Genomic DNA, 25,628 nt, shown 5'->3' with positions numbered 1-25,628 from the left:
CGGGCTTCGACGCTCTCGGCTTCACCGGCTTCACCTGCTTCACCGGCTTCGGCTTCACGGCCCGCGGCTTGACGGCCCGCGGTTCCACGACGTCCGGCTTCGCGGCCCGCGGCTTCACCGCCTTCCGCTTCGCCGCGTCCGGCTTCACAGTGCCGACCGCCTCGGCCGCCCCGACCGCCCCAGTCACGCCGGTCGCCCCGGCCGCCCGCGAACGCACGCGCTTGGAAGGCCGGTTGATGCTGCTGCTACTGCCTGTCTCCGTCACGTGCGGGACTCTCCGTTCGCGTGCGGCGGCACGCCGCCGAAGCGGCGCTTGCGTTGCTGGTACGTATGCAGGCACTCCAGGAAGTGCGGCGCGCGGAAGTCGGGCCAGAGCACCGAGGGGAAGGTCCATTCCGCGTAAGCGACTTGCCAGAGCATGAAGTTGGAGATGCGCTGTTCACCGGAGGTCCGGATCACGAGGTCGACGTCGGGCGTGTCGGGGAAGGGCAGGTGGGCGGCGAAGTGGCTCTCGTCCACGACGTCGGCGGACACCCCGCTGCGGATCAGGGAGCGGGCCGCCTCGACGATGTCGCCGCGTCCGCCGTGGTCGAACGCGACGGTCAGGGTCATGCGGCGGTTCGTGCGGGTGAGTGTCATCAGGTCGGCGAAGTCGCGGGCCAGCGGGGCCGGGATTCTCGGGTCGGCGACGCCGAGGAATCGGCAGCGGATGCCGCGCGCGTGCAGCAGTGCCGCGTGTTTGCGTACGACGCGGCGCACCAGGCGCATCAGGTAGTCGACCTCGTTGCTCGGGCGGCTCCAGTTCTCGGTGGAGAACGCGTACAGGCTCAGCCACTCCACCCCGGCTCCGCGCGCCGCCTCGATGACGTCGATCACCGTCGTCTCCGCCGCGCGGTGGCCCGCCGTCCGAGGCAGCGAACGGCTCTCCGCCCAGCGGCCGTTCCCGTCCATCACACACGCGACGTGCCGCGGGGCCGGGGCCAGTGACGTGGCCTGTCGCGGCTGTCTGCCCACGCGGACTCCGGTGTCCCATACGACCGAAGTGCCGCTGTCTCGCTCCACCGTCACAGGTGCCCCCGGCCGTCACCGTCACCGCAATTGGATCAACACCTCACAGAGTCCTGGCACTTGGCCTCCGGCACATCCCGATCCGCGCATATTCACCCATGGCACGCCAGTCCGATTCCCCGCCTCCGCGACACGCGGGCGGAGGCACACCGGGGCGCGCGGAGACAGCGCCGCCTGGCTCCCTGACCCCCTGCTCCCTGGTTCCTGACCAGGACATACGTGGCACGTAAAGGCGAGGCCGCGCCAAGAAGCCGCGCCAAGAGGCCGCAGAAGGACGGGGCCGCGCCAAGAGGCCGCAGAAGGACGGCCCCGCGTCTAGACCAGGACGCGCGTCAAGACGGCGACCCGCCAGGGGGCTACGCGCTGCCCACCGCGTCCGGCTCTCCGCCAGGAGATTTGGCGGCGCGCATCGGAACGCCGCGGAAAGCCTGGACGAGGACGAAGAGGGCGCCGGCCGTGACGCACTGGTCGGCGAGGTTGAAGATGCCGCCGTTGCCGACCTGGATGAAGTCGAGGACGGCGCCGCGGCCGAAGGCGGGGGTGCGGAAGAGGCGATCGGCGAGGTTGCCGCCCGCGCCCGCGAAAAGGAAGCCGAGGCCGAGGGCCCAGCCGGTGGAGCGGACGGCCGGGGCGACGCGGGCGATGAAGACGAGGACGCAGAGGGCGAGGAAGGTGAAGACGAGGGTGGCGCGGGGTGCGAAGGAACCGGCCGCGCCGGAGTTGCGGATGGCGGTGAAGGTCACAGCGCCGCCGAACGCGTGGCTGGCCTCGTGCCCCTCGACCACGACCGCCGCGACGGCCTTCGTGGTCTGGTCCACCACGAGCCCGACGGCCGCGGTCGCCCACAGCAGGTACGTACGCCGCACCGCACACCTCCCGATCCCAGCCCCGTCCCCCATCGAGCGTACGTGGCCGCCCGCCGAAACCCGGGCCCCGCGCCCGCGCCGACCTGCCGCCCGCACGCCCTCGGGACCGGTCCGGCCCCGCCCGTGCCGACCTGCCGCCCGCACGCCCCCGAGACCGGTCCGGCCCCGCGCCGACCTGCCGCCCGTACGCCCCCGGGACCGGTCCGGCCCTGCCCGTGCCACCCTGGCCCGGCGGACAAGCGGCGAGGAAACCCCTACGCCTCCGCCTGCTCCGGCATCTCCCCCACCGTCCGCGCGGTGTCGATGACCGAGAAGTTCGCGCCCTGCGGATCGGTGACGGCGGCGAACCGGCCGTAGGGGCTGTCCATCGGGCCGAAGCGGAGGGTGGCGCCGAGGTCGACGGCCTTCTGTACGGCGGCGTCGCAGTCGCCGACCGCGAAGTAGACGTTCACGTACGCCGGTACCTCCGGCGGGAATTCGTCACCCATGGTCATGCGGCCGAGCACCGGATTCGGGCTGCCGCCGACCTTGAAGACCTTGAAGTCCACCCCGGCGTCGGTCATTTGCTGCGCGGAGTATGTGAACGCCTTCGTCAGGAAGGCGTCCGTGACGTCGGGCTCGCGCGTGAAGAACTCGGCCCAGCAGAAGGCGCCCGGCTCGCCCACCTTCGCGAAGCCCTTGTGCTGATCCGGCTGCCAGAGCCCGAAGGCCGCGCCGGTCGGCTCCTTGGCCAGCGCCATCGTGCCGAGCCGGCCCACCTGCATGGGCTCCATGAGCAGTTCGCCGCCCGCCGCCTTCACCTTCTCCGCGGTCGCCGCCGCGTCCGGGGTGGCGAAGTACAGGTTCCAGGCCGACTTCCCCTCTTCTCCCGGCATCGGCGGGACCACGCCCGCGACGGCCTCCCCGTCCGAGAACGCCTGCGCGTAATCGCCGAATTCGCTCGCGCTCTCCCCGAACGTCCAGCCCAGCACGTCGGCGTAGAAACGCTTGGCCCCTTCCAGGTCCACGAACATGGCGTCCACCCAGCACGGTGCGCCTTCCGGGAAATCAGTCATGACCCGCGACTCCGTCCCCACGAATGTGACGTACGTCACTTACGTACGTCTCCACGCTAGTCAGTCCTCGCGCTCCCCGCACGGCGAGGCAACGGTGACGGGCGACGGAGAGCGGAAACGTACGAAGTGGCCATGGTCACCACCGATCCGGGAATGCGCGCCCGGCGGCCGGAGGCTGAGGGAGTACGGAGGCCGCACCTCCCGTGAGACCCCTTCGGACAAGGAAGTTGACCCCATGTACAAGAAGATCCTCGCCGCTGTCGACGGTTCGGCCCACGGCAGTGCCGTCCTCGACGCGGTGTCGGCGCTCGCCAAGCTGACCGGCGGGACGGTGCAGGTCATCCACATCCGGCCGTCGCAGGTGATCTCCGGGGGGATCACCAGCACAGTGGTGCCGGTGGAGGAGAGCGCCGAGAGCCGCAAGGTCGTGGACGACGCGCTCGCGCGGCTGCGCGCGGACGGCATCACCGCCGACGGCGAGGTGGACGAGGGCCTGACCGAGGACCTGGCCGCGATACTCGTCGAGCGCGCCGAAGCCCTCGGCAGCGACCTCATCGCCGTCGGCCCCGGCCATTACAGCGGCATCTCCGCGCTTCTGCACCCGAGCGTCAGCCGCGCCGTCGCGAAGTCGTCTCCCGTGTCGGTCCTGCTGGTCCACAGCGAGGCCGGGGCCACCGCCTGACCTGCCCCTTCCCCTTTCCGGATCGCCCCACTGCCCGCCACCCCCGGTTCCGCACCCGGCCGGGGACGGCGGGCAGCGTCGTGCCCGGAGCCTTACGCGGGGCCGCGCCCGAAGCCGTACGCGGACGGGGGCAGCAGCACCGGAGGACGGGCGGCGCCACCGGAGGACAGGCGGCACCACCGGAGGACAGGCGGCAGCACCGGAAGACAAGCGATGGCACCGGCAGAAACGGTCAAGCGGGGCAATTCCCCGACCGCCGGACACGGAGAGTACGGCCGCGTAACCTGACCGTCAGCCGGGCGCCTGGACGCTGGTGCCCTCTCCGTACATCGCATTCGGCGGTGTCCGGAGAGAGGAGCAGTGCAGTGGCGCGTCACCGCAGGCCGAAGAGGCTGCGGACTACCGATCGATTACGCATGGGCTGGTGGCTCGTCCAGATTGCCGTCTGGATCCATCAGCACGTCAACGACCGGTAATCCGGCTGGGCGGGGGCCGTCTTCGTGGGATGCGGCGGCGGCCTCCGCGTACTCATCTCATGATGTGCCGCCCCGGCCCCGCGGGCCGCGAGTCGCACGACTTTGGCATATGCCAATCCACGCGTCGAGCGTTCCTTCGCGCGCGCCCCGGCCTCATTCGGCCGCGGCGTGCGCCCCCCGGCCTCATTCGGCCGCGCCCTCAGGAGCGGCGGTACGGACCGCGCCCGCGTGGCGCTTGCGCTCCAGGACGACGAGCGGGCAGTTCAGCGCATCGGCGATCTTGATGAGATTGGCGGGGGTGGCACTGCGCCAGCCCGACTCGATCTCACCCATCAGGCACTTCTGCTAAACACATTCGCGCGTGAAGCAGGAGTAATAGACCATGGAATGTATGGATGTTGAGCGGGGGTACGACGGGTGCGGGAAGTGCTTTCTAGGGCTCGTACGGCTGTCGCGTAAGACTGACAAGACCAACAGTCCGGGGGAACAGCGGAGGAAGGTTCTGGAAGCTGTAGCGTCGGTCGGTGGTCACGTTATCGATTGGGCCGAAGACCTTGAGGTGAGCGGCGCGACTGACCCCCTTACGCGGCCCGCACTCGGACCGTGGCTAAGGGGTGAGCGAGGCGATTACGACGGTTTGGCAGGAGCGGCCGTTGACCGTATCGGGCGTAATCAGCTTGACGTGCTGGTCACGGCCGACCGGAATCACAAGGCCGGGCGACTGCTTGTCACGTATGGGCACGATGGTTTATGGGACCTTGACGACCCGGTCGATGAGATGCGCCTGAGCATGGAAGCTTTCGGAGCACAAGCGGAACTCCGGGTCATTCAGAAGAGGAACCGGGACGAGACGAAGCGCGCCCGCCAAGCAGGCCAGGTCAAGAATATGAACGCTTACGGCTACATGTACGTTCGCAAGGGTCCCAATCTTCCGATAGACCATGTGGCCATCGACACTCCGGCAGCAGAGATCATCCGAGAGATAGCACGCCGGATTCTCGCCGACCAGACAGGCATGATCACCTGTGAGACCGAGGCCGCGCGCCTGTCACGGGCAAAGGTCCTCTCACCCGCTGACCACCGCAGGGTCATGTACGGCAGGGAACCGCAGGGAGGGCCGTGGTCGGCGGGGGCGATCCGGTCCATCCTCCGCAGTGAGGCCGCTCTCGGCTACCTGATGCACAACCGGCGACCGGTTCTTGGTGAGGACGGACACCCGCTGAAGATCGCGGAACCGCTGTGGGACCTTGCGACCCATGACGCCCTAGTGAAGAAGACCAGTACAAAGCCCCGAAATGCGCCCCGTGCACGGAAGGGAACGGTGTTGCTTTCCGGCCTGGGAAACTGTGGGAACTGCGGCAGGACTATTCCTGTCGCGGCCAGTGGGCGCTATGGGTGCAATGGGCGCGCGAACCACGTATTTATGTCGCGGAATTGCAAGCCCGCACCAACGATGAGCATGGCCACCCTGGACGCGGAAGTCACCGAGTGGTTCCTCTACCGTTACGGCAGCGGCGAAGTGATGCAACGCATTTGGGTCCCCGGCACTGGCTACGCTGCACGAATCGAGGAGATAGAAAACGACCGTAAGCGACTCAGGGGCGACCGAAACGCCGGACTATACGACACACCTGAAGAGGAACTGTGGTACCGGCGCGAATACCGCAGGATGACTCGGGAGATAACCGAACTCGCCAAACTCCCGGAGCGACCCGGAGCCATGCAAATGATGCCGACCGGTCAGACCGTCGCGCAAAAATGGCAGAGCGCCCCCGATAATGCAATTCGACGTGAAATGCTCTTTGAGTACAAAGTCCGTTTCACGCTCTTCCCAGCGACGGAAAGCACCCGCGTACGCATCACCGGTATGCCGTTGCCTGTGCTGGCCGCCTAACCAACATCAACAGTGAGAGTCCCGGCGGAACGACCGGCCGTCGGGACTCTCGCATGCCTGCACCCACCATGATCATCTTTACGGCCAAGTGCGGCGCCGCGCCCCACCCACCCACCCAAGAAGCTCCCGCACCGCCGTTTCCGTCGACTGGCCCCCGGCGGTTAAGCCGCCAGCAGCATCAACCGCTGTTCGAGACTGTTCGCCTCAGCGGCTCCGACAGGTCGCACGTCGGCTGACTAAGCGTCGTCGGCCGGAGCCGCGGAGGCTGACGAGGGCTCAGGGGGCGGCACCAAACCCCGGCATCTCAAGCAACAGCCACCCGATGCCCCACCACGCGCAGCGACGGACGAAGGTACTCCACGTGCGTACCGGTCAGTGTCGTCACCAGTACCGACCCAATGCCTAGTTCGCACAGAACGGGCCCACCGAACCCGGACAGCCGGGAAGCTACCTCGCCGATCACCTCAGTGAGCGTCCACGCACCAGACTGGAACTCGAACACACCAAGCCCGTAATCGTCGGCCAGCCGGAAAGCCAAACCCAATTCCCCGACGCCTTCCACGACGACCCGTACTTTCCGGGAGTCCGTCAGCACTTCCCATTGACTGGCATCCGAGGACCCAAAATTCAACGGCTCACCGCCCAGTAGGCGTGACACAGCCACCGCAGTTTCATGTTCACTCATTGTGACCCGCCATTCCCGCAAACCCTCTGGCAGACCTCGCACAACACGGCCACAGAAGAAACGGCCCGCTATCTCAGCCATCGGCCCTCCCCCGATCCGCACGAAGCTCCCGCCTGATTCCCGCGAGCACCTCTCGGTCTTCAGCAATACCGGCAGCTATCTCCGAACCGGCCGGCGAATGCCCGGAACCGACATAGCGCCAATTCCCTTCTTTCGCTGTCGTCTCGTCATCTGGCAGCAGCGCACCAGAATTGCGGGCACGTGCATCGCGTAAAGCGCCGTATGTAGTGGAGTACAGGCGCGATTTGGTGAGAACGTGGCCACGATACCCCAGGGTGTGGGCCCAGAAGTTGAGACGCAATTCGTCCAGTTCTGTCAGCCAGCTCAACCGGAAACACGTTCCCATCAATGCCCGGATATGCGGGGAAACAGGTAGGTACGATGCTTCCTCCAGTGAACGCACCGGCCGGTCAATTCCCCCAACCTCACCGACGCTCTTGGATACGTACTTGGCGACGTAACCAGCCACCGCCTGACCCGTGATCTCATCACCGGAAAGACCGCGACCGACCGGGGAAACGTCCAGTTGCGTGCCGAACCGGAATACGTGCTCACCCAGCGCCGCACTGTAAGGCATCCGCACTTCCACCACAGCGGCAGCGGATCGCAGCGCCGTGTCAAGGAGTTCGGCCGTTGCCCACTCCGCCGGAGCCGTAGAGGCGCCTTCGGGTCCGTCTAGGCGTACCACCGCGTGGAAGTGCACAGCCCCGCGCTTCTGATACTCGGCGACTTTCGCGAAGCTCATACGCACATACCGGGACAGGTGCGATTGCGTTATCCCTGCCGCCGTCGCCAGATGACGCCGTGCCATGTCGCAGAACCGGCCCCACAACTGCCCCGCGTGAGCGTGCCACAGCACGTGACCCGTGTAGTCGTAACAAGCCGGGCACAGAGGCAGACCGGCAATCGTGTCGTCGTGTGAGTGGACGAGACCGCACCCCAGCGACCGGCCGTGCCCGCAGTCGCCGCTCTCTCTCCGTGGATGACACCGCCCCCCGTCACTGGTCGTGCGGTGCACCGTGCCGAACGAAGGTGCAGTCAAAGTGAGTAGCAGTCGAGGATGATCCGCTACACGAGCGGGCGTTCCTTTCCCGCCCTGGAGACCGGCGCGAACAAGATGGAACGTGTCGCCCGCGTGCAGACGGGAGCACGGCCCGCACATGGTCTCTCGCCGGTTGCGGCAGCGGACCGCGAGCCGCCCGCCCGGCTCATGCTCTGTCGCGTAGTACCGCAGAACCTCACCGGTCGCCGCATCCCGCGTCGTCGACGTGCCAGCCAGATAAACCGGATGAGCACAGCCACCTGTCGCATGAATCTGCTCAAGCCAGCGGGAGAAGCCCGGCTCCTGGACCAGCCGGACCATGTCCCGCTCGGTCTCAGAAAGGGCACGACGCCCCGCAGCGTGCAGAGCGGGACGTCGTGCCTCAAATGCTGGAGGAATGGTTTCCGTCACAGGGGGAGACCTTTCTCTACGGGCAGCCGCGAGAACGGCCGCACGATGCACAGGAATACAGATGGGAAGTACGACACCTACGGGACTCATTGCGAAGCCTCCTCTCAGAGATAACGACAGGTAATTCATGTTCCCGCGGGACGGCCCGCTTCGGCGGCGTACTTAGTGACGACGCCTCCGGCGGCTGCTTTTGCGAGGCGGGTTGCGGCATTGCCGGTTAAGGCGGCACCCGCACGGGAGGAATCTCCCCCCAGGGGTCGCCCGCAAGAGGATTCCGCAATGACGGCAGCGAATCGGTCGGTACATGGGTTCTCAACTCCTCTCAGACGAACCGGCCGACGAGCCAACTGACGCCGTCGATGATGGGATACAGCAGCGGCGTTTGACCCACATAGAGGCCGAGCAGGAAGACCACGAGCGCAACCCACGGCCGGATTTCCCTTGCTCGGAGCAGGAGCAGAACCACGATGGCAAAAACGGCCACTACCGGAAGAGCGGTTGTTGTCTCGGTCATACGGTCTTCCCTCCCTGCGGTCGCGTGTGTCCGGGCAATGTCGGAGCCATCGAGGAATACCGCTCCGCCGTCAGACGCGATTCATCGGTTCCGACGAGGGCGGAACGGGCCAGCATCCACCGGCCGCCAACCGTGGTCACGGCAACACCCTTCTCGTCCTCGGAAATGCTCTGGGCAACAGCGACCGCGTCCGGCGCGAGATCCCCGAGCGCCATTTCCGCCGTCGTGGCGTCGTTCACCGCGTGACAGACACGGCCGCCGAGCTGGGCACGCAGCGCCGTCACACCCGGCCCCAACTCCGCGCCCACCCGCTGACCCGCGACTACCAAGTGAAGACCCAGCGCCGCGCCGAGCTGAGCCAGCCTCAGCAACGCCGTTGAGCACTCGGCCGCAGCGCGCCTGCCCTCCGCTGACCCGTCCGTCAGATACAGCTCGGCCAGCTCATCCACCAGACACACCACCGGCACCGGCCGCAGGTCCGGCGGCAGCTCCCACACCGACCGCGCACCAGCCGAACGGCAGTACGTCATACGCCGCTCAGCCTCAGCTACCAGACTGCCGAGCAGCCCCACCGCCTCAGCCCTGTTGGTCGCCAGCGCCGACAGCCGCGCGGCCATCAACGACAGCTCCATACCGCCCTTGCAGTCGATCCCCACCAACGCCACCCGCTGTGGCGCCAGTTCCCGGACCAGGGCAGCCAGCCAGTTGGACTTGCCGCTACGAGTCGCCCCGATCACCAGCCAGTGAGGCACCCGCCGGAAGTCCACGAGCCATGAACCGCCGTCCTCGAAGCGGCCTACCCGTGCACAGAGCAGAGGCCGGGCAGGGGCGTTCCCGCCCTCGACCTCACCAACCGCCAGAGGATCAGCGGCGAGTACCGTCACCTGCACCTCACCGCGACGAGGTGAGGTCACCCGCACCGCGTACACCCGCCACGCATGGGCCATTGCGTCGGCAGCGGCGATGAACTGTGCCGGAGTCTGCCCAGGGTGCAGATACATCCGCACCTTCAAGCCCTTGCCCACCGGCCGGGGAAGACCCAAGCGGGGAGGCGACCTACGCAGCCCGCGAGCCGACACCACCATGTCGCCCACAACCACAGCCCGACGCTGACGCCGCCGATCCACCGAGAGGTCGGCGTTGTCGGCAAACCGCCGCCATGTGACCGCCATCCGTACCGCCGTCACCGGGAACCCCAGCAAGTACCACCGCCACGGCCAACCCCGCATCCGCGCCACCCAGCCAGCGGGCGGATACCGCCACTCCCCCTGGAGCAGCAGCACGACACACAACGCAGCCGAGATCAACCAGACAACCAGCGTCCACGACATCAGGACTCCCCCCACTCCACGTCACGCCACCGGTACGCCTGCTCAAGCCGCACCCGCAGAGCCGTTGCCGTCTCCTCCACCGCCCCGGCATGACGTACCATCAGGTCCGCCAGGACCAAGGCTGACGGATCGTCATATCCACCGACCTCCAGCGTCTTCCGCAATCGCTCGGCAGCCGCCACCACCCGCAGACCGGCCGAAGCCCGCCGCATCAGTTCCTCGTTCTCGCTCACGCGTCACCGCCCGCCTTGCCACGGACCGCACCGCCACCAGCCGCACCGCCGACGACCGGGACGACCGCCGAAGCCCGGAAGGACGTGCCGCTACGCCCGTCGATCTCCCAGTTCACGGCGATCAGATCCGTCACGGTCACCCGCGCACCCTCCGCGATCCCGTGCGGCTGCTCCGGAAGCGCCACGTCGATCACGTCCGCCCGCCGGTTGCCCACCTGCCGCACCGACAGACCGATCACCCAGATCACCCGCCCCTCACGGTCCTTGCGCACCTCACCGTCAGGCGTCTTACGGGTCTCCGCCGGAACCACGCACATGAACGAGCCGAGACGCCCCACATCAACCGGAATTGTCTGCATATCCGCACTTCTCCTCTCAGCCGGACAGTCAGACCGTCACTTATGACGACTGCAACTTATCCGTACATGTTGAGGCTGACGGTAGTGACCTTAAAAGGCAACCGCTTATCCTGACACCTGGTGGGGTACCCATCCCCCTACCACGTGCCACTGACAGTCCACGCACCGCAACCTACGGAGCCCGCATGACCTCACGTAGCTTCCGCCCCAGCGATCCCATGTACAAGCAGGTAGCGGACCATGTGGCCGAACAGATCATCAACGGCGAACTACCGCCGGGCAGCGCTCTGCCCAGTGAGACCGAACTGATCGAACAGTTCCAGGTCTCCCGCCAGACCATCCGCGCCGCCATGGCCGAGATACGCGCCATGGGACTGGTCGAGAGCAGCCGGGGCAAGCGCAGCGCCGTACGGTCTCCGGCCACGGTCCCCGCCGCAGTCATCGAACGGACCGTCAGCCGCAGAGGCAAGAACTTCGAGACGGACACCCACCGATGGCAGGAAGCCGAACCGCCGACCGTCACCCGTGGCCACGCCACCGGAATCACGGCCGAACTTCTCAATGGCGAAGGCAAGCACACGCTGACCGTCGAACGGCTGCTGACCGACAGCCAGGGCAACCGGGCCGCCCACCAGACCGTTATCCCATTCGACGTCGCCGAGGAAGTTCCCGTACTTGCCGAGAACCCCGACCGCATGTCACCTGCCGACATCTACGCCGCCCTTACCGCAGCGGGACAGCAACTCACCTGGCACGAGACCGTCACCGCCCGCGCCCCGCGCCCCGACGAACGGACAAGCCTCCGGCTGACTGCCTACGCGGCGCCCATCCTTCTCATTACGCACCGCGTCACGCTCGGCACCTCCGGCCGTCCCCTCATCCTCGAAGAACTCCGGCTCAGCGCCGACCATGCCCGACTCGCCTACGCCATCACCGCCACCAGAACACCGGCCCGCCACCCGAGCTGAATCGGTGTAAACCTTCTGTACTTAGTCAAGGGCCCGCCTCCGGCGGGCCGGGCGGCCCTGCCGCCCTCGCGGGTCACTCGACCTTCGGCCGTGCCCGCGAGCGGCAGCCGCCCGCCACCCGAACCGACCCAGGCCAGCACGAAGCCCCCGCCAGCCTTTGACGGGGGCTTTCACGCGCGTTGACGATCATGCTCAGGCAGTACAGCGCGCCGCATGCTTCCGGGCCAACGGACCGTTGGGCAGCACCCCCGGCGCGAACTGATCCAGATGACACCCCGAGCACGTCACCCACTGCCGTCCGTCCCTGTCCTCTTCCACCCGCGTCTGCCCACGCGGCCCCCGCGTCCTGTACGGACCGTCAACCGTCTTGCCATGACTCCGCGCCATCAACGCCACCCCTTCCACCACGCGCCCGCCAGCCCCGCCGATGCCACGGCACACCCCATCCGACCAGGGACGGACGGCAGCGGGGAAGAACGCCCCACCGCCGGCCGCACGCTCACAGCCGAGCACCAGGTCACCCACCCCACCCCGCCTCATCCTCCGGGACCAACCCGGCACCCCGCCGAATCAACAGGGTCACCTCACGCAGAGACTCAGCCGAGCACAACCCCCGCACAACCCCGACGCCTCGATCATCGGTACTGGCCACCAGCCGAATCTCATCGGTGCTCACGCCCGCAGCCTCAAGTGCCTGGTAGAACATGACCGCCGCCGACTCGGCATCCGCCCAGTTGCTCACGTAGTCCACGCCCCGCACCCACCCTAGAAATGACTCCTCAACCGGCGCGCACGTCCCGCGCGGCGGTCCAACCTCATCCATCGCCCCTCCCTATTCCGGTACGCCGCACCACCCCGACAACCCGAGCAAGGGTGTCACGCTACGCTCCGCACATCTTGTATCACTAACCGGCTCTACCCAAGCCCCCTGCGCCAGCGCTGCGGCCCTCCACCCGAGGAGGGCGAAGGGCCGCAGCAGCTCGCACCAGCGATCACCAGTGCTTACAGATGTACGTGGACGACGGGCACACCCCCGGCTTGTAGACGTAATACCGGTAGGCCCAACCCAGGGTTCCAGCCCGCAGCCCACCCACCGACCGGCGCGTCAACTGCACCTGCACCCACGCACCGTGCCAGCCGACGACCCGGAACCGATCCCCCCGGTAGAGCTGACCCTTTATGCGGCCCGAAAGGCTTCCCTTCGCCCGCAGCCGGAGCCCGTTGACGCGCGGCCTGCTGATCATCAGCGCCGCCGAATGCGTCTGCACCGACGTGGACACCGACAACGGAGCCGACCGCGCCGCCGGAGCCCCCCGCACCGCCGCCTCAGACTGACCCGCACCCATCAGCGCCAGCGCCAGGACGACACCAGCCACCGGCCCAGCGCGCAGGCCCTTACTCGTAGCACTCACATCTACTCCCGACCTTAGAGACATCAAGACCGGAACTTGTCCGGATACGTTGGAGCATGGAGGTGCTGGACGGAGACCGTCAACCGTTTATCGTGCCAAGCGCCAATGGCGAACGCCCCCGCAGGCCGATTTCGCGCCTGCGGGGGCATGGGCACCTACTAACCGCGCATAGTCTCGGTACGCGGCTGTTGTCGGTGTCTTGCAGCGCTGCCCTTTCCCGGATTCGGCAGCCGTCGGGTTGTACTCAAGGACTAGCGACTTCCAGGCAGAGCAGAGCGACCTCCACGAGCAACGCTACGACCCCGGTCAGCGCCCACCGATCGTACGGAGTCCAGTCGTGTCTACGACAGGACGGGACTTCACCGGGAAGAGGCAGGCCCGAAGCAACTGCACCTGCGGCGAGGAAGGCGCAACACGCCACCGCCCCGGCCAGAGTGCCCAGGATGCGCAGTGCGCCGCCAGGAGGGGCAAACGTCAGATCCGCCCAGACGAGCATGGCGGGCACGAGGGCCCCCAGCGCCCCGCCCAACAACCCTGCCTGCGGTTGGTCACGGAGATACCGGATGGACGTTCCCAACGTGTCCTCTTGCACCGATGACCTCTCGTACGGATAGCACGCCAGACATCGCGCGCTGACGCCGCACTGGATGCACAGAGCGAGGACGGTACCGCAGTCTTCGCATGGGTCGCCGACTGTCTGTGGTGGCTTACGCGAGCGCCGTGCGCGCAACATGCCACGCGCGCTCACTGTGGCAACTCCGCGCCGTCGTCGGCGCACACGGCCCACACCATTTTTCCGACGCCTACTCGACTGCTCACTCCCCAGTGCCCGCCGGTGAGCGAGTCCACCAGCAGTAGTCCTCTCCCGGACTCCTCTTCGGGGGACGCCGCCCGGCACTCCGGCTTGTTGTCGTTGGCGTCATGCACCTCAATGCGCACGCCGCTTTCAAGCCGCTCAAACCGCGTGCCGATCAGTCGCCCTTGAGGCTTACGGGCGTGTCGCACGCTGTTGGTCATCAGCTCTGAAACAAGCAGTATCGCGGTGTCCGTGAGGTGGGCCAAACCCCAAGCGTGAAGGTTGCGGGCCAGCAAACTCCGCGCCTTGCCCACCGAGCTGGGGCCATGCGGCCACTGCCTTGCGACAACGGACGGAAGTTCCTCGGCCAGGGAGGCCGCCTTACCACCAGTCACCGGGTCACCCCCGAGCCGTGGATGCTTGCAGCGTTCAGGTGGATCACGTGGGACCGCACGAGTGCGCCGGGGTCCTCCCAATCCGCCAGCGGGAACCAGACGCCACGCCGCTGTACCTCCGGCCGCCACTCCTCAGCGGGTGGCACCAGGCCGTGCCTAGCCCAGCGTCGCCTACGCCCCGTCTCGATGTCGAAAGGCGTTGCATAGCGGACTTGTTGGGGTTGACGGGCGCATGGCGCGTACCCCGCCGGGCGGTGCTGCCCAGGGGCAAGCGCCTCGAACACAACGGCTCTCACCCATCCGAGTAACCGTGATAGATACGTCACTGGCTGCCTGCTCTCTCAGGTGGTCCACGCCCCCGGCCGTGTCTGCGGCGCGGGGGTCCTTGCGTCTCACCACGCTGCCGGGGAAGGCGGGGCAGTGCCACGGCAGAACTGCCGCATTTCTGCTGCGTCTTGGCTGCACGGGGTACGCTGACTAGGGAAGACAGCTCCCGGATGGAGTACGGGTATGGCAGAAAAAAGGCAGCGCCTAGCAGCCCGCCGAAAGGCGTGCGGCTACTCCCAAGAACGATTTGCGGACGCGGTGAACGTGGACCGCACCACAGTGCAGCGCTGGGAGCGTGGCGAAGCCGACCCGCAACCGCATCAGCGCCCAAAAATAGCCAAGCTCCTACAGCTCACCTCAAAAGAACTTGACGAACTGCTCGCACCTATAAAATCCGAGCCTATAGTGCTGGACGATTGGACCACTAACGGTTCTCCAGCCTGTGAAGATGAGGTGGACGCGTGGGAATTGGCGCGTCGCGTGCAGGCAAGCGATGTGGGATCAGAGACGCTAACTCGGCTTGAAATTGCTTTCGATGAATTGGCCACTGCTTATCCGAAATCACCTCCCCAGGATCTATTGCAGCGCGTACGACAGCACTCGGCGTACGTAGTCCGCTTGCTGGATGCTAAGAAGACTCTCGCAGAGCATCGGCGCTTGCTAGTAATCGGGGGGTGGCTATCTCTTCTGGGTGCCACCGTGCACATCGACTTGAAACAAGATGCTGCCGCCACTGCGCGTCTCCAAACAGCAGCCACGCTCGCCCGAAATGCGGAGCATCCGGAAATTGAGGCGTGGTGTTACGAGACGGAGGCATGGCGTGTTTTGACGGCTGGCGATTACGCCCGCGCTATTGAGCTAACGCAGACCGCTCAGCGGATTGCGCCGACCGGAAGTTCGGTGCTGATCCAGTCAACCGCCCAGGAAGGCCGGGCTCGTGCCCGACTCGGCCAGGTACAAGCTACGTACTCGGCCATTGATCGGGTACAGCAGATGTCAGCGGCACGAGAGCAGCCAGATCGACCCGAGCATCATTACCAGTATGACCCTGCCAAGTCGCTCTCTTACGCAGCAACAACTTTGGCATGGGTGGGCGACCCAATCGCAGAAACATATGCGCGGGAAGTCATCGCCCGGTTGAGTCCGGGCGATGACGTGAGCAAATGGCCGCGACGAGTAGCGTCAGCAAACATCGATTTGGCGTTGGTATTGACATCAGGAAACCGACTCGATGAAGCTTCCGACGTAGCTCAGAAAGCAATACTTTCTGGCCGTATCGTCCCGTCGAACCACTGGCGAGCGTTGGAAGTTGTCAACTCGATTGAGGCAAAACAGCTACCCGAGGCAACGGATCTGCGTGAAGCTTACGAAAGTTTGAAATCACTTGAGCTTTAAGCCGCGAATGACGTAAAGCAAAAAGGCTTAGAGAACCGGTCGCCTCCGAGACTTTAAGGTGCGGTGATCTACGGGGGCCCACCGGGGGCAAGGAAGGGGGCCGAGTCCTTGCTTCGCACGGTGAGGGCCCCGCCCTCTCCATTGGCCCAAGTGTAATGGCCCCCTTCCATGCCCCCGCCCCGCAGATCACCGCACCTCAAACTCTCTCCGCCGACCTCCCGCCGTTGGCCGACTGGGCTGTCTCAGCTCTCGGAAACCGCAGGTCAGACGGTTTGGCGGGACGGTTGCCGGGTAGAGTATGTATAGGCGAAGTGCCCCATGAGCTGCTCCGAGATGCCGACCTGGTCGGCGAGCGCCCGCTTGGTCAGCCCGGACTTCTCCCGCGCCCAGGTGACGGCCTCGGGCTCCTGATGGAGCCTGCTCGGCCGGGTGCGGTGCGACATGGGCAAAAACTAGCGCGTAGTAGCGCGTAGCACAAGTATTTATCGGGAACTACGCACACCTGCGCACGTTGCCGCCGCGCATATGCGCAGGCCAGACCGGCCGATACCCGCCCCTCTTCGCCGTATCACTGGACGCATAATGCGTAGTTGTGCGAAGCTCGCCGCATGACTGAGCGCCCGGACGCGCCGCCCGAGGGGGAGCTGATCAAGGTCGCGCTCGCGGCGTCCGGCCTTTCCCAGCGGGAGGCCTCGCGGCGAGCCGGCATGAGCGACACGCGGTGGCGGCAGATCGTCAGCGGTTACCAGTCGGTCGACGGGACACCGGTCCCCGTCCGCGGCCGTGACGAGACGCTGGCCCGGATGGCGCATGTCGTCGGCGTACGCCCGGAGCAGTTCGAGGACGTCGGCCGCCCCGACGCCGCCGAGGAGCTGCGCGACCTCACGGCCCGCAAGCGCGACATCGACGCCGCCTCGGCCATCCCCTCCGGCGCGTACGACCGCCTGGAGGAGCGCTGGCACCTGGTGGAAGCCGTGCTCCGCACCGCGCGCGAGGGACTGAGCCCGTCCGAGGACAGCAGCCTCGTCGGCCGGGTGCACGGGCTGCTGGCGCAGGACCCGGACGGTTTCACGCCCAAGGCCCCTGGCTAGCAGCCGACTTCACCCGTCGGCGCTCAGGCCGCGCCGGAGGACGGCGCGCTCGCCCGTACCAACTCCCGTGCCAGAGCGACGCTTTCCGCGAGTGTGTCGAGCGGCAGCGGCTGGGTAGCGAGCGCGCCCTCGTGCAGCAGGAGGAGCCGGGTGGCCAGGGCGGCGGGGGACGCGCAGGCCGCCGCGGTGGCGAGGCGCTCGAAGAGCCCGAGCAGCCAGAGCTTCTGGTCCGCGGCGACGCGGTGCGCGGGGTGCGCGGGGTCGGGGAGTTCGGCCAGGGCGTTGATGAACGCGCATCCGCGGGTGTTGGTCGCGCTCCAGGTCCGCAGCGCCTCGAAGGGCGCGGTGACGGCCTCGACGGGGTCGTCGCAGGCGTCGACGGCGGCGCGGACGAGGGCCCGCCAGCGCCGGTCGCGCTCGCCGAGGTAGACCGCCACGAGCCGGTCCTTCGAGCCGAACTGGTTGTACAGCGTCCGCTTGGTCACGCCCGAGTGCTCGGCGATCAGGTCCACGCCCACCGCCGTGATCCCGCGCCCGTAGAACAGCTCCTCGGCAGCCGCCGCGATACGGCGGCCCGCGGCGGTCATGGGCCGTACGTCGCCCGCTTCCGTCTCCTGGAACTCCGGCATCGGGCCCCCCTTCACTAATCGGTGTACCGTGGGTCGATGTTCACAGATCAGTGTACTCAAGAGGACGGTGGAGCGATGAGCGTGCCCGGGACCATGCGTGCGGTACGGATCGCCGGTCACGGCGGGCCGGAGGTGCTGGAGGCGGTGGAGGTGGCCGTGCCCGCCCCGGGGGCGGGCGAGGTGCTGGTCGAGGTCGCCGCCGTCGCGCTCAACAACACCGACCTGTGGACGCGCGAGGGTGCGTACGGGAGCCCGCAGGACGCCACGGCGCTGTCCGGCTGGCGCGGGCCGATCGACTTTCCGCGGATCCAGGGGGCCGACGTGGCCGGGCGGGTCGTGGCGGTCGGGCCACGGGAGGACGTCTCCGCCGACGGGGGCACTGGCTTCGAAGGGGGCACTGGCCTCGACGGGGGCGCTGTGGTTGACCGGGATACGGCGCGGGCGGTTGACGGGGACACGGCGCGGGCGGTCGCCGGGAAGGCCACCGAGGCGGCGGCCCGGGGCACGGCCCCGGAGCCGAACCCGTACGCGGGCCTCCTCGGCCGCCGCGTCGTCATCGACCCGGCCGTCTACGACTCCGACCGCCAGGACGCGAATCCCATCGGCCTCATGGGCAGCGAACGCGACGGCGGCTACGCCGAGTACGTGACCGCGCCGGTCGGCCGCGTGCACGACATGACCGAATCCCCGCTCACGGACGACCAGTTGGCGTCGCTGCCGACCGCGTACGGCACGGCGCTCGGCATGATCGAGCGCGGCGGCCTGCGGGACGGCGAAACCGCCCTGGTCTCCGGCGCGTCCGGCGGCGTCGGCCTCGCCCTGACCCAACTCGCCCGCGCGCGCGGCGCAAAGGTGCTCGCCGTCAGCAGCGGTTCCAAGGCCGACGCGGTCCGGGCGGCGGGCGCGCACGTCGTCATCGACCGCGCGCGGGACGTCGCCGGGCAGATCCGCGCCGCCGCCCCGGACGGCATCGACATCGGACTCGACGTCGTCGCGGGGGAGTTGGTGAGCGCGTGCCTGCCGCTGCTGCGCGAGGGCGGCCGGTGGGTGGTCGCGGGGGCGCTCGGCGGGTACGGCGTCACCTTGGACGTACGCCGTCTGTATCTGCACAACGCGCGGGTGATCGGCTCCTCGATGCACACGCCCGCGCACTTCGGGCTCCTCATGGACCTGGCGCGCGAGGGCGCTGTCCGGCCGGTCGTCGCCGCGACGTTCCCGCTCGCGCGGGCCGCGCGGGCGCAGGAGGAGCTGGCCCGCAGAGGGCACGTGGGGAAGATCGTGCTGCACCCGTAGGCCCGCCCGCGGCGCCGGGCGGCGGCCTCCCCCGCACGCGCGCCCCGCCGTGGTGGAATTGGGTGCGTTCGAGCGAGGCGGGCGCGCGGGCACGCGGACGGAGCCGGGATGGGGAGAGTCGTGGGGCGGCGGGCAGTGCTGGGGAGCGGGGATGTGCGGCGCGTGGCGCTCGGGCTGCCCGGGACCGTCGAGAAGGAGTTGTGGGGACATCCCACGTTCCATGTCGGCCGCCGGATGTATGTGACGGTGCCCGACGACGGGACGTCGTTCGCGGTGCGCTGTCCGCGGCACGAGCGCGCGGAGCTGATCGCCTCGGAGCCGGAGAAGTTCTGGGTGCCCGCGCACGAGGCCCACTCGTCGTGGGTACGGGCGCGGCTGGCGGCGCTCGAGGACGAGGGCGAGCTGTACGACATCCTGCTCGACTCGTGGCAGCAGGCGGCGCCGCAAGAGCTGGTCGAGACGTTCCCGGCGAACGGCCGTCGCCCCGAACGGAATTGATTCACCCGGCGGGCGGGGGCTGCCCATCAATGCGCGCTGCCGTGGAATCAATCTCGCGGGCGTCGCATACGGGGTCCGCGGGAATCGTCGCGGAAGGGCAGCACCGCCGATGGACGAAGCACGTCCGCACGCATGGGAGTTGGGGCAGGTCTGGCTGACGGTGGTGCGCCCGCCGGGACCGCTGACCGTACGGCCGGGGCCGGGGCCGGGGCGGGGATCGGGGCCGGGGCTTGGGCTTGGGCAGGGGCCTGGACGTGGACCGGGGCCTGGGCCGGGGCATGGGCCTGGGCCGGGGGTCGACCACTGGCGGCTGGCGCTGGTGTCGGAGGGGCCGCTGACGCTGCGCCGGGCGGACGGGGTGGACCGGGGGGACCTGAGCGCTGCCGGGAACGCTGCCGGGAACGTCGGCCGGACCGGTGGCGGAGACCTCGGCGGGGACGCGGAGCGCGACCGGGCCGGTACGCGGCTGGAGGCCGGCGAGCTGGGGCTGTGGGAGCCCTCACGGCCGTTGCTCGTCAGGGCGGTTGAGTCCGCTGCGCCGCGAGGGCGGGCGATCGTGCTGCACCTGCCGCGCGAGGCGGTGCCGGTGCCCGCCAGTTCGCTGAGGCACCTGGTCGCGCGCCCGCTCCCCTCCGACACCGGACCCGCCGCGCTGCTGGCGCACTACGTCGAAGGGCTCGCCGACCAGGCGGCCGGTTCGGTGCTCGCCCCGCAAGGCGCGCGCCTCGGCTCGGCGGCGCTGAGCCTGGCCACGGCCTTCCTGGCCCAGCTCGCGGAACCGGCGCCCGTACCCGCGTCCCGCACCCTCGAACTCCGTTGCGCCATAGGCGAGTACATCGACCGCCACCTCGCCGCGCCCTGGCTGTCGCCCGCCGCCATCGCCTCCGCGCACCACATCTCGGTGCGCTACCTGCACCACCTCTTCCGCCAGGACGGCGGCCGTACCGTCGGCGGACACGTCCGCGCCGAACGGCTCGACCGCTGCCGGGCCGATCTCGCCGACCCTCGGATGGCGCACCGCAGCGTCAGCCGGATCTGCGCGCGGTGGGGCTTCCCGGACGCGGCGGTCTTCGGCCGTGCCTTCAAGAAGGAGTACGGTGTCGCGCCCGGCGCCTACCGCAGGCGGCTGTTGAGCGCGTGAGCGTCCACACCGCCCCCGCACACGCCCGCCGAGCGGGCGACCGTACGCCCGAACTCCCCGCCCCCACCTGACCGGTCGGCCGAGGCGCGACCCCTGCCCCCATCGCGGCTCACTGCGGTCGTCCTCCCCGATCGTCGTCGCCACTGACGACCCGCACCGCGCGCCGCGCTCTCGGCCCACCGGCCCCGGGCACCCTCCCCCGTGCGCCGGGCCACCGAGTCTGCCGGGGGCCGAGCCGCCCGTCATCGGCCCTGTGCGCAAGGGAGTTGACCGAGAGCGCAATGCCGGGCCCGCGCGGCGCGGGCCTCAGCGGGCCGTGGTGCCGCAGACCGGGCGGGCCTCAGCGGGCGGTGGTGCGGCAGACCGGGCGGGCCGGTTCGTCGGGGAGATACGTGCCGCGCTCCTGCCGGGTGAGGTCGCGGCCGACCGCGCGGCAGACGGCGGTGACGGCCGCCGCGGGGTCCGGCAGGTCAACGGCCCACAGCCGCACGGTCTGTTGCGGGTCGAGGACGAGGAGCGTGTGCGCGTCGGGGCCGAAGGCGAGGTCGGTTGCGGAGCGGGGCGCCGCCGTGAGGGTGGCCCGCACGTGTCCGGTGGCCACGTCCAGGAGGTGCACGGGGCCGTCCCAGTCGCCCGCCGCGACGGTCCGGCGGTCGGGGGTGAAGGCCACCGACGTCACGGGCGCGGTACGGCCGGTGGCCAGCGCGCGGGTGCGGCCGGTCGTCAGGTCGGCGAGCAGGACGTGGCCGTCCCAGGTGCCGACGGCGGCCGTGCGCCCGTCCGAGCTGAGCGCGACGCCCGAGTCCACCATGGGCATGCTGCCCGAACTGCCGTGCACAGGAGCGCCGTTGAGGATGGACCGGGTCTCCCCCGTGCCCAGGTCGACGAGCGCGACCGCGCCGTCCACGGTCTGCGCGGCCACGATCCGGCCGTCCGGGCCGAAGACGGGTCCCGTGCCGGGGGCGATCCACACGCGGAAGGTCGTACGGAAGCGGTGCGCGCGCACGTCCCACGGCCGCAACCGGCCGTCGTAGTCGGCGATGACGAGCGTACGGCCGTCGGGGCTGAACGCCAGGCCGCCCGCGTTCCCGACCGCCGCAAGGGTGGCGGTGACCTGCCCCGACACGGTGTCCCACAGCCGCACCGAGCCGTCGCCGTCCCAACTGGCCACCGCGCGCCCGTCCTTGGTGACGGCGACCGCGACCGGCGGCGGTCCCGGGGACGGACCGGCCAGGACGCGCACATGTCCGGTGGCCGTGTCGCGCAGCCGGAGTCCGCCGTCCGTTCCGGCCAGTACGACGCCACCGCCGCCGAAGGCCGCCGCCGCGACGCCGGGCAGGACGGCGGGGCCGTTCGTCACGTCCCACAGCCGTACGGTGCGGTCCGCGCCCGCCGTCGCGAGGGTGCGGCCGTCGGGGCTGAAGGCGAGCGCGCGGACGGTGCCCGTGTGACCGGACAGCACCGCGCGGGCCCTGCCGGTGGCCACGTCCCAGATCCGTACCGTCCGGTCGTCGCCGCCGGTCGCGAGGGTGCGGCCGTCAGGGCTGAACGCCAGCGCGCCGACCTGGCCCGCGTGGCCGGACAGCACCGCGCGTACGCGGCCGGTCGCCGCGTCCCGGATCCGCAACTTGCCGTCGGCGAAGTCCCCCGTGGCCACGCTGCGGCCGTCCGGGCCGCACGCGAGGTCGAGGAAGTCCCCTCCGTCGTCCGGGACTTCGTGGGTCTGCGACCTGGCGGCGAAGTCGGCCAGCGGGCGGCCGGTCCGGGTGTCCCACTCGCGGATCCGCCCGGCGTCGGACATCGCCACGACGCGCCCGCCCGCGCAGAACGCCACCGGTCCCGGGATCTTCTCGCGGCTGGTGACGATCCGCCGGTCGCGGCCGGTCGCCACGTCCCACAGCCTGATCGCGCCGCCGCGGTCCGCGGTGACGGCGGTGCGGGCGTCGGGGCCGAGTTCCCAGTCCAGCGGCGGCTCAGTGCCGAGGGCCACGGTCCTGGCCCCCCGGCCGCCCTCGGCGGACACCGGGCGCAGGTCCAACTCCCCCTTCCAGCCGGTGATCGCGAGGGTGCGGCCGTCCGCGCCGTACGCCAGCGCGGTCGCGCCCGCGCTCGGGTGGCCTACCGTCGAGCGGACCCGGCCGCCCGCCGCGTCCCACTGGATCACCGTGCCCGCGCTGTCGCCGGTCGCGAGGGTGCGGCCGTCCGGGCTGAACGCCAGTGACTCCACGTCGTGTTCGCGGTCCGGCGGGCGCAGGACGGCTTTGAGGGGCAGCGCGGCGGCGGCTTCGAGGCTGACCACCGCCTCGGTGGTGGGGCTCTCGCGATACGCCTGGACGGCCAGCAGCGAGGCGAGTTCGGGGTCGGAGCCGACGAGCGCGTCCGACGTGGTGGCGAGCTGCCGCGACAGCGCGACCTGCCGGGCGGCGTCGGCGGCCCTGCGCTGCCGCTCGTTGCTGCGGCTCTGCGTCCACGCCGTCGCCCCGGCCGCCACGGCCAGCACGAGGAGTACGGACAGGGTCGCCGTCAACGCGCGGAGTCTGCGGGTGGTTCGGGCGGCGGCCTGTTCCTCGCGGCGGCGGGCGGCGGTGCTCGCGTCGAGGAACGCCCTTTCGGTGGGCGTCAGTTCGTCGGGTCCGCCGTCCGCCTCCGCCGCCGGGAACGCCTCCCCGGCCGGGAACGCCTCCTCGGCTGCCGCGAGCCGCGAGCCCCGGTACAACGCGCCCGGCTCGCGGTCGAGTTCGTGCCACATCACCGCCGCGTCGGTGAGCCGACGGTGCACGCGCAGCCGGGTCCGCTCGGCGTCGATCCAGGACCGCAGCCGTGGCCACGCCTGGATGAGGGCTTCATGGGCGAGGTCGACGGTCCCGTCGTCCACGGTGATCAGCCGGGCCCCGGCCAGCTCGTCCAGGACGACGGCGGTGTCGTCCGCGCCCAGGGCGAGTTCGGCGCGGGCCACCGGTCTGCGGGTGTCGGGGGTGCCGTCGCCCGGCATGACCAGGCGGAGCAGCACGCGGCGCGCGAGGGCCGCCTGCTCGGCGGTGAGCCGGTGGTAAAGGTCCTCCGCCGTACGGGAGATGGCGCCGTGCAGACCACCGGCCTCGTCGTACGCCCGCTCGGTCAGCGCCCGGCCGGCGCGCCGCCGCCACGTCTCCAGCAGCGCGTGCGACATCAACGGCAGCCCGCCCGGCTCCCCCACGACCTCCGCGACCACCCGTGCGGACAGCGCCCGCTCCACGATCAGCCCCGCGGCCTGCGCCGGCCGCACCACCGCCTCCCGCAACTCGTCCCGGTCCATCGGCCCCGCCAGCAGCGTCGCGTCCTGCAACGCCCCGAGCAGCCGCGGATGCTCCGCACACCGCCCCAGAAAGTCCGCCCGCACCGCGATCACCACCCGCGTCCGCCCCGCCGGATGCGCCGCGGCCAACAGCCGCTCGATGAAGCCCTCCCGCTCCGCCGCGTCGGCACACAGCGTGAACAGCTCCTCGAACTGATCCACAATCAGCCACGTATCCCCCCCGCCACCCTCCGCACCGGACCCCGCACCCACCCCCCGACCACCCACCGGCCCAAGTCCCGGACCAGCCCCCCGACCGCCGGTCGCGCCGATCGCCGTACCAGCCGTGAAGCCAGCCGCGCCAGCGCCCTCCGGGCCGGACTCGGAGCCGGTCACATGCCCAGCCGCCGTACCGCCGGACGAGCCGGACCCCGCGTCAGCCGCGTACCCAGCCGCCTGACCAGCGGTGCCCGTCGCACGACCGCCCGCCACGCCAGGCTCCGGGCCGGACGCGTGCCCAGCCGCCCGACCGTCGGTCGAATCCGTCGCCGCACTCGCGGCCGAGGCGGTCACCGGACCAGAAGCGTGCCCGTCCGCCGGACCGGCCTCCGGGCCTCGCTCCGGATCGGCCGACGTACCCGTCGCACGACCGCCCTCCAAGCCGGACGCCGAACCGGATGCGTGCCCGGCAGGGCGACCGCCCTCCGGGCTGGGCTCGGAGCCGATCACGTGCCCAGTCGCCGGACCACCCGCCACGCCAGGCCCCGGACCAGCCGCCAGCCCAGCCGCCCGACCGTCGGTCGAATCCGTCGCCGCACTCGCGGCCGAGGCGGTCGCGGGACCACCCTCCGGGCCTCGCTCCGGATCGGCCGACGTGCCCGTCGCACGACCGCCCTCCAAGCCCGTCGCACGACCGCCCTCCAAGCCGGTCGCAGGACCGCCCTCGGTGCTGGCCGCAGGGTCGTACTCGGAGCTCGCCGCAGGCGTCAGGTGGGGGGCGTGGTCGCGGAGCGGATGGGCGCCGGGGGTGAGGATGCGGAGGGCGGCGGGGCGGGTGGCGGGGTCGGCGACTTGCTGGAGGCGGGGGATGAGGCCGGCGCGCAGGAGGGAGGACTTGCCGCTGCCGGAGGGGCCGAAGACGGCGGTGAAGCGGCGGCGGGCGGTGAGTTCCAGCAGGCGGTCGGTGAGGCGGTCGCGGCCGAAGAAGATGTCGGCGTCGCCCGCTTCGAACCGGGCCAGGCCGCGGTAGGGCGCCGGGTCGTCGCCGTCCTCGGCGTCCCGCGGCCCCGCGGCCCGCGTGGCCGCCGCACGCCAGCGCCGCTCCCAGTCGGCCGGATCGCCGCCGCACGCGCGGACGTACGCCAGGACCACCGGCAGCGTCGCCAACGTCTCGCCGGAGGCGGCCCGCGACAGCGTGCTCGCGCCGAAACCCGCACCCCTGGCCATCGTCCGGTACGTCGGCTTGCCCGCCGCCTCCCGCAAGTCGCGCAACTCGCGCGCCAGTTGGCGAACCGGGTCATCGCCCGGCGCCATCTCCTTCTCCGGACGTCCCGACACCGCGCACTCCCCTCGACGGACAGAGCTGCCACGCTACGCAGACCCGCGCCCCACGGGGACGGCCACGGCCCGGAATTGCACTGGGTGCACACCGCTGCCGCATACCTCCCTGGCGGGGCACCGTCCTCCTCCCGTACGGCGCGCGGACGGCTCCGTAAACGTTGCCGGAAGCCTTG

The 25,628-nt window shown here is 69.8% G+C and carries 23 protein-coding genes; 8 read left to right on the top strand and 15 right to left on the bottom strand.

What is annotated here, in order from left to right:
• Positions 1–261 precede the first annotated feature (261 nt).
• The 3 genes from uppS to ACZ4EF_RS25545 all read right to left on the bottom strand — a co-directional run bounded on the left by uppS (position 262) and on the right by ACZ4EF_RS25545 (position 2,989).
• Positions 262–984, bottom strand: coding sequence for a polyprenyl diphosphate synthase (uppS, locus tag ACZ4EF_RS25555; RefSeq protein ID WP_467506504.1), 723 nt, complete (start codon positions 982–984; stop codon positions 262–264).
• Between the two features lie 440 nt (positions 985–1,424).
• Positions 1,425–1,934 (bottom strand): signal peptidase II, encoded by a 510-nt coding sequence (locus ACZ4EF_RS25550; protein WP_401305194.1) that lies wholly within the window; start codon positions 1,932–1,934, stop codon positions 1,425–1,427.
• A gap of 254 nt (positions 1,935–2,188) precedes the next feature.
• Positions 2,189–2,989: a VOC family protein gene (locus ACZ4EF_RS25545; RefSeq protein WP_355336476.1), complete on the bottom strand. Its 801-nt coding sequence runs from the start codon at positions 2,987–2,989 to the stop codon at positions 2,189–2,191.
• A gap of 235 nt (positions 2,990–3,224) precedes the next feature.
• On the opposite strand from ACZ4EF_RS25545, the gene ACZ4EF_RS25540 reads away from it, so the two are divergent.
• Positions 3,225–3,671: a universal stress protein gene (locus ACZ4EF_RS25540; protein ID WP_355336477.1), complete on the top strand. Its 447-nt coding sequence runs from the start codon at positions 3,225–3,227 to the stop codon at positions 3,669–3,671.
• A 659-nt stretch (positions 3,672–4,330) separates the two neighbouring features.
• Here the strand turns inward: ACZ4EF_RS25540 and ACZ4EF_RS25535 are convergent.
• Positions 4,331–4,480: a hypothetical protein gene (locus ACZ4EF_RS25535; protein ID WP_467506477.1), complete on the bottom strand. Its 150-nt coding sequence runs from the start codon at positions 4,478–4,480 to the stop codon at positions 4,331–4,333.
• A 58-nt stretch (positions 4,481–4,538) separates the two neighbouring features.
• Here ACZ4EF_RS25535 and ACZ4EF_RS25530 point away from each other — a divergent pair, with 58 nt between their 5' ends.
• Positions 4,539–6,041: a recombinase family protein gene (locus ACZ4EF_RS25530; RefSeq protein ID WP_467506476.1), complete on the top strand. Its 1,503-nt coding sequence runs from the start codon at positions 4,539–4,541 to the stop codon at positions 6,039–6,041.
• 304 nt (positions 6,042–6,345) lie between these two features.
• Here ACZ4EF_RS25530 and ACZ4EF_RS25525 read toward each other — a convergent pair whose 3' ends face one another.
• The 6 genes from ACZ4EF_RS25525 to ACZ4EF_RS25500 form a co-directional block, all read right to left on the bottom strand.
• Positions 6,346–6,807, bottom strand: a complete 462-nt coding sequence (locus ACZ4EF_RS25525; protein WP_467506475.1) for a hypothetical protein — start codon at positions 6,805–6,807, stop codon at positions 6,346–6,348.
• Positions 6,800–8,149 carry a replication initiator gene (locus ACZ4EF_RS25520; protein ID WP_467506503.1) on the bottom strand — a complete coding sequence of 450 codons (1,350 nt, stop codon included), beginning with the start codon at positions 8,147–8,149 and terminating at the stop codon, positions 6,800–6,802. The genes ACZ4EF_RS25525 and ACZ4EF_RS25520 overlap by 8 nt, the downstream gene beginning before the upstream one ends.
• Before the next feature lie 412 nt (positions 8,150–8,561).
• A complete protein-coding gene (locus ACZ4EF_RS25515; RefSeq protein ID WP_467506474.1) occupies positions 8,562–8,753 on the bottom strand; it encodes a hypothetical protein in 192 nt (63 codons plus the stop codon).
• Positions 8,750–10,084: an FtsK/SpoIIIE domain-containing protein gene (locus tag ACZ4EF_RS25510; protein WP_467506473.1), complete on the bottom strand. Its 1,335-nt coding sequence runs from the start codon at positions 10,082–10,084 to the stop codon at positions 8,750–8,752. Before ACZ4EF_RS25510 ends, ACZ4EF_RS25515 begins: the two co-directional genes overlap by 4 nt.
• A complete protein-coding gene (locus ACZ4EF_RS25505; RefSeq protein ID WP_467506472.1) occupies positions 10,084–10,317 on the bottom strand; it encodes a hypothetical protein in 234 nt (77 codons plus the stop codon). The genes ACZ4EF_RS25510 and ACZ4EF_RS25505 overlap by 1 nt, the downstream gene beginning before the upstream one ends.
• Positions 10,314–10,676 carry an SCO3933 family regulatory protein gene (locus tag ACZ4EF_RS25500; protein ID WP_467506471.1) on the bottom strand — a complete coding sequence of 121 codons (363 nt, stop codon included), beginning with the start codon at positions 10,674–10,676 and terminating at the stop codon, positions 10,314–10,316. The genes ACZ4EF_RS25505 and ACZ4EF_RS25500 overlap by 4 nt, the downstream gene beginning before the upstream one ends.
• A 185-nt stretch (positions 10,677–10,861) precedes the next feature.
• On the opposite strand from ACZ4EF_RS25500, the gene ACZ4EF_RS25495 reads away from it, so the two are divergent.
• Positions 10,862–11,644 (top strand): GntR family transcriptional regulator, encoded by a 783-nt coding sequence (locus ACZ4EF_RS25495; RefSeq protein ID WP_467506470.1) that lies wholly within the window; start codon positions 10,862–10,864, stop codon positions 11,642–11,644.
• 992 nt (positions 11,645–12,636) lie between these two features.
• On the opposite strand, the gene ACZ4EF_RS25490 is transcribed toward ACZ4EF_RS25495, so the two are convergent.
• Positions 12,637–12,888: an SH3 domain-containing protein gene (locus tag ACZ4EF_RS25490; protein ID WP_467506502.1), complete on the bottom strand. Its 252-nt coding sequence runs from the start codon at positions 12,886–12,888 to the stop codon at positions 12,637–12,639.
• Between the two features lie 912 nt (positions 12,889–13,800).
• A complete protein-coding gene (locus ACZ4EF_RS25485; RefSeq protein ID WP_467506501.1) occupies positions 13,801–14,166 on the bottom strand; it encodes an ATP-binding protein in 366 nt (121 codons plus the stop codon).
• Between the two features lie 591 nt (positions 14,167–14,757).
• Here ACZ4EF_RS25485 and ACZ4EF_RS25480 point away from each other — a divergent pair.
• The gene (locus ACZ4EF_RS25480) at positions 14,758–15,969 is read left to right on the top strand and encodes a helix-turn-helix transcriptional regulator (RefSeq protein ID WP_467506469.1); all 1,212 of its coding nucleotides are present in this window, start codon (positions 14,758–14,760) and stop codon (positions 15,967–15,969) included.
• A 263-nt stretch (positions 15,970–16,232) separates the two neighbouring features.
• On the opposite strand, the gene ACZ4EF_RS25475 is transcribed toward ACZ4EF_RS25480, so the two are convergent.
• Positions 16,233–16,412, bottom strand: coding sequence for a helix-turn-helix domain-containing protein (locus ACZ4EF_RS25475; RefSeq protein WP_467506468.1), 180 nt, complete (start codon positions 16,410–16,412; stop codon positions 16,233–16,235).
• A 165-nt stretch (positions 16,413–16,577) separates the two neighbouring features.
• Here ACZ4EF_RS25475 and ACZ4EF_RS25470 point away from each other — a divergent pair, with 165 nt between their 5' ends.
• On the top strand, positions 16,578–17,060 hold the full coding sequence (locus ACZ4EF_RS25470) for a helix-turn-helix domain-containing protein (RefSeq protein WP_355336479.1): 483 nt from the start codon (positions 16,578–16,580) through the stop codon (positions 17,058–17,060).
• A gap of 23 nt (positions 17,061–17,083) precedes the next feature.
• Here the strand turns inward: ACZ4EF_RS25470 and ACZ4EF_RS25465 are convergent, their stop codons facing one another.
• Positions 17,084–17,647, bottom strand: coding sequence for a TetR/AcrR family transcriptional regulator (locus ACZ4EF_RS25465; protein ID WP_401851954.1), 564 nt, complete (start codon positions 17,645–17,647; stop codon positions 17,084–17,086).
• Between the two features lie 117 nt (positions 17,648–17,764).
• Here ACZ4EF_RS25465 and ACZ4EF_RS25460 point away from each other — a divergent pair, with 117 nt between their 5' ends.
• From ACZ4EF_RS25460 to ACZ4EF_RS25450, 3 genes are all read left to right on the top strand, one after another.
• The gene (locus ACZ4EF_RS25460) at positions 17,765–18,982 is read left to right on the top strand and encodes a zinc-binding dehydrogenase (RefSeq protein ID WP_467506467.1); all 1,218 of its coding nucleotides are present in this window, start codon (positions 17,765–17,767) and stop codon (positions 18,980–18,982) included.
• A 108-nt stretch (positions 18,983–19,090) separates the two neighbouring features.
• On the top strand, positions 19,091–19,480 hold the full coding sequence (locus ACZ4EF_RS25455) for an MmcQ/YjbR family DNA-binding protein (protein WP_355336481.1): 390 nt from the start codon (positions 19,091–19,093) through the stop codon (positions 19,478–19,480).
• 319 nt (positions 19,481–19,799) lie between these two features.
• Entirely contained in the window at positions 19,800–20,621 is an 822-nt protein-coding gene (locus ACZ4EF_RS25450; RefSeq protein WP_467506466.1) for a helix-turn-helix domain-containing protein, read from the top strand.
• Between the two features lie 340 nt (positions 20,622–20,961).
• Here the strand turns inward: ACZ4EF_RS25450 and ACZ4EF_RS25445 are convergent, their stop codons facing one another.
• A complete protein-coding gene (locus ACZ4EF_RS25445; protein WP_467506465.1) occupies positions 20,962–25,452 on the bottom strand; it encodes an nSTAND1 domain-containing NTPase in 4,491 nt (1,496 codons plus the stop codon).
• Positions 25,453–25,628 lie beyond the last annotated feature (176 nt).

Source organism: Streptomyces sp. NPDC025721 (genome assembly GCF_055558595.1).
The sequence above is the reverse complement of the archived record's forward strand: the minus strand, read 5'-3'. Positions and strand labels throughout refer to the sequence as shown.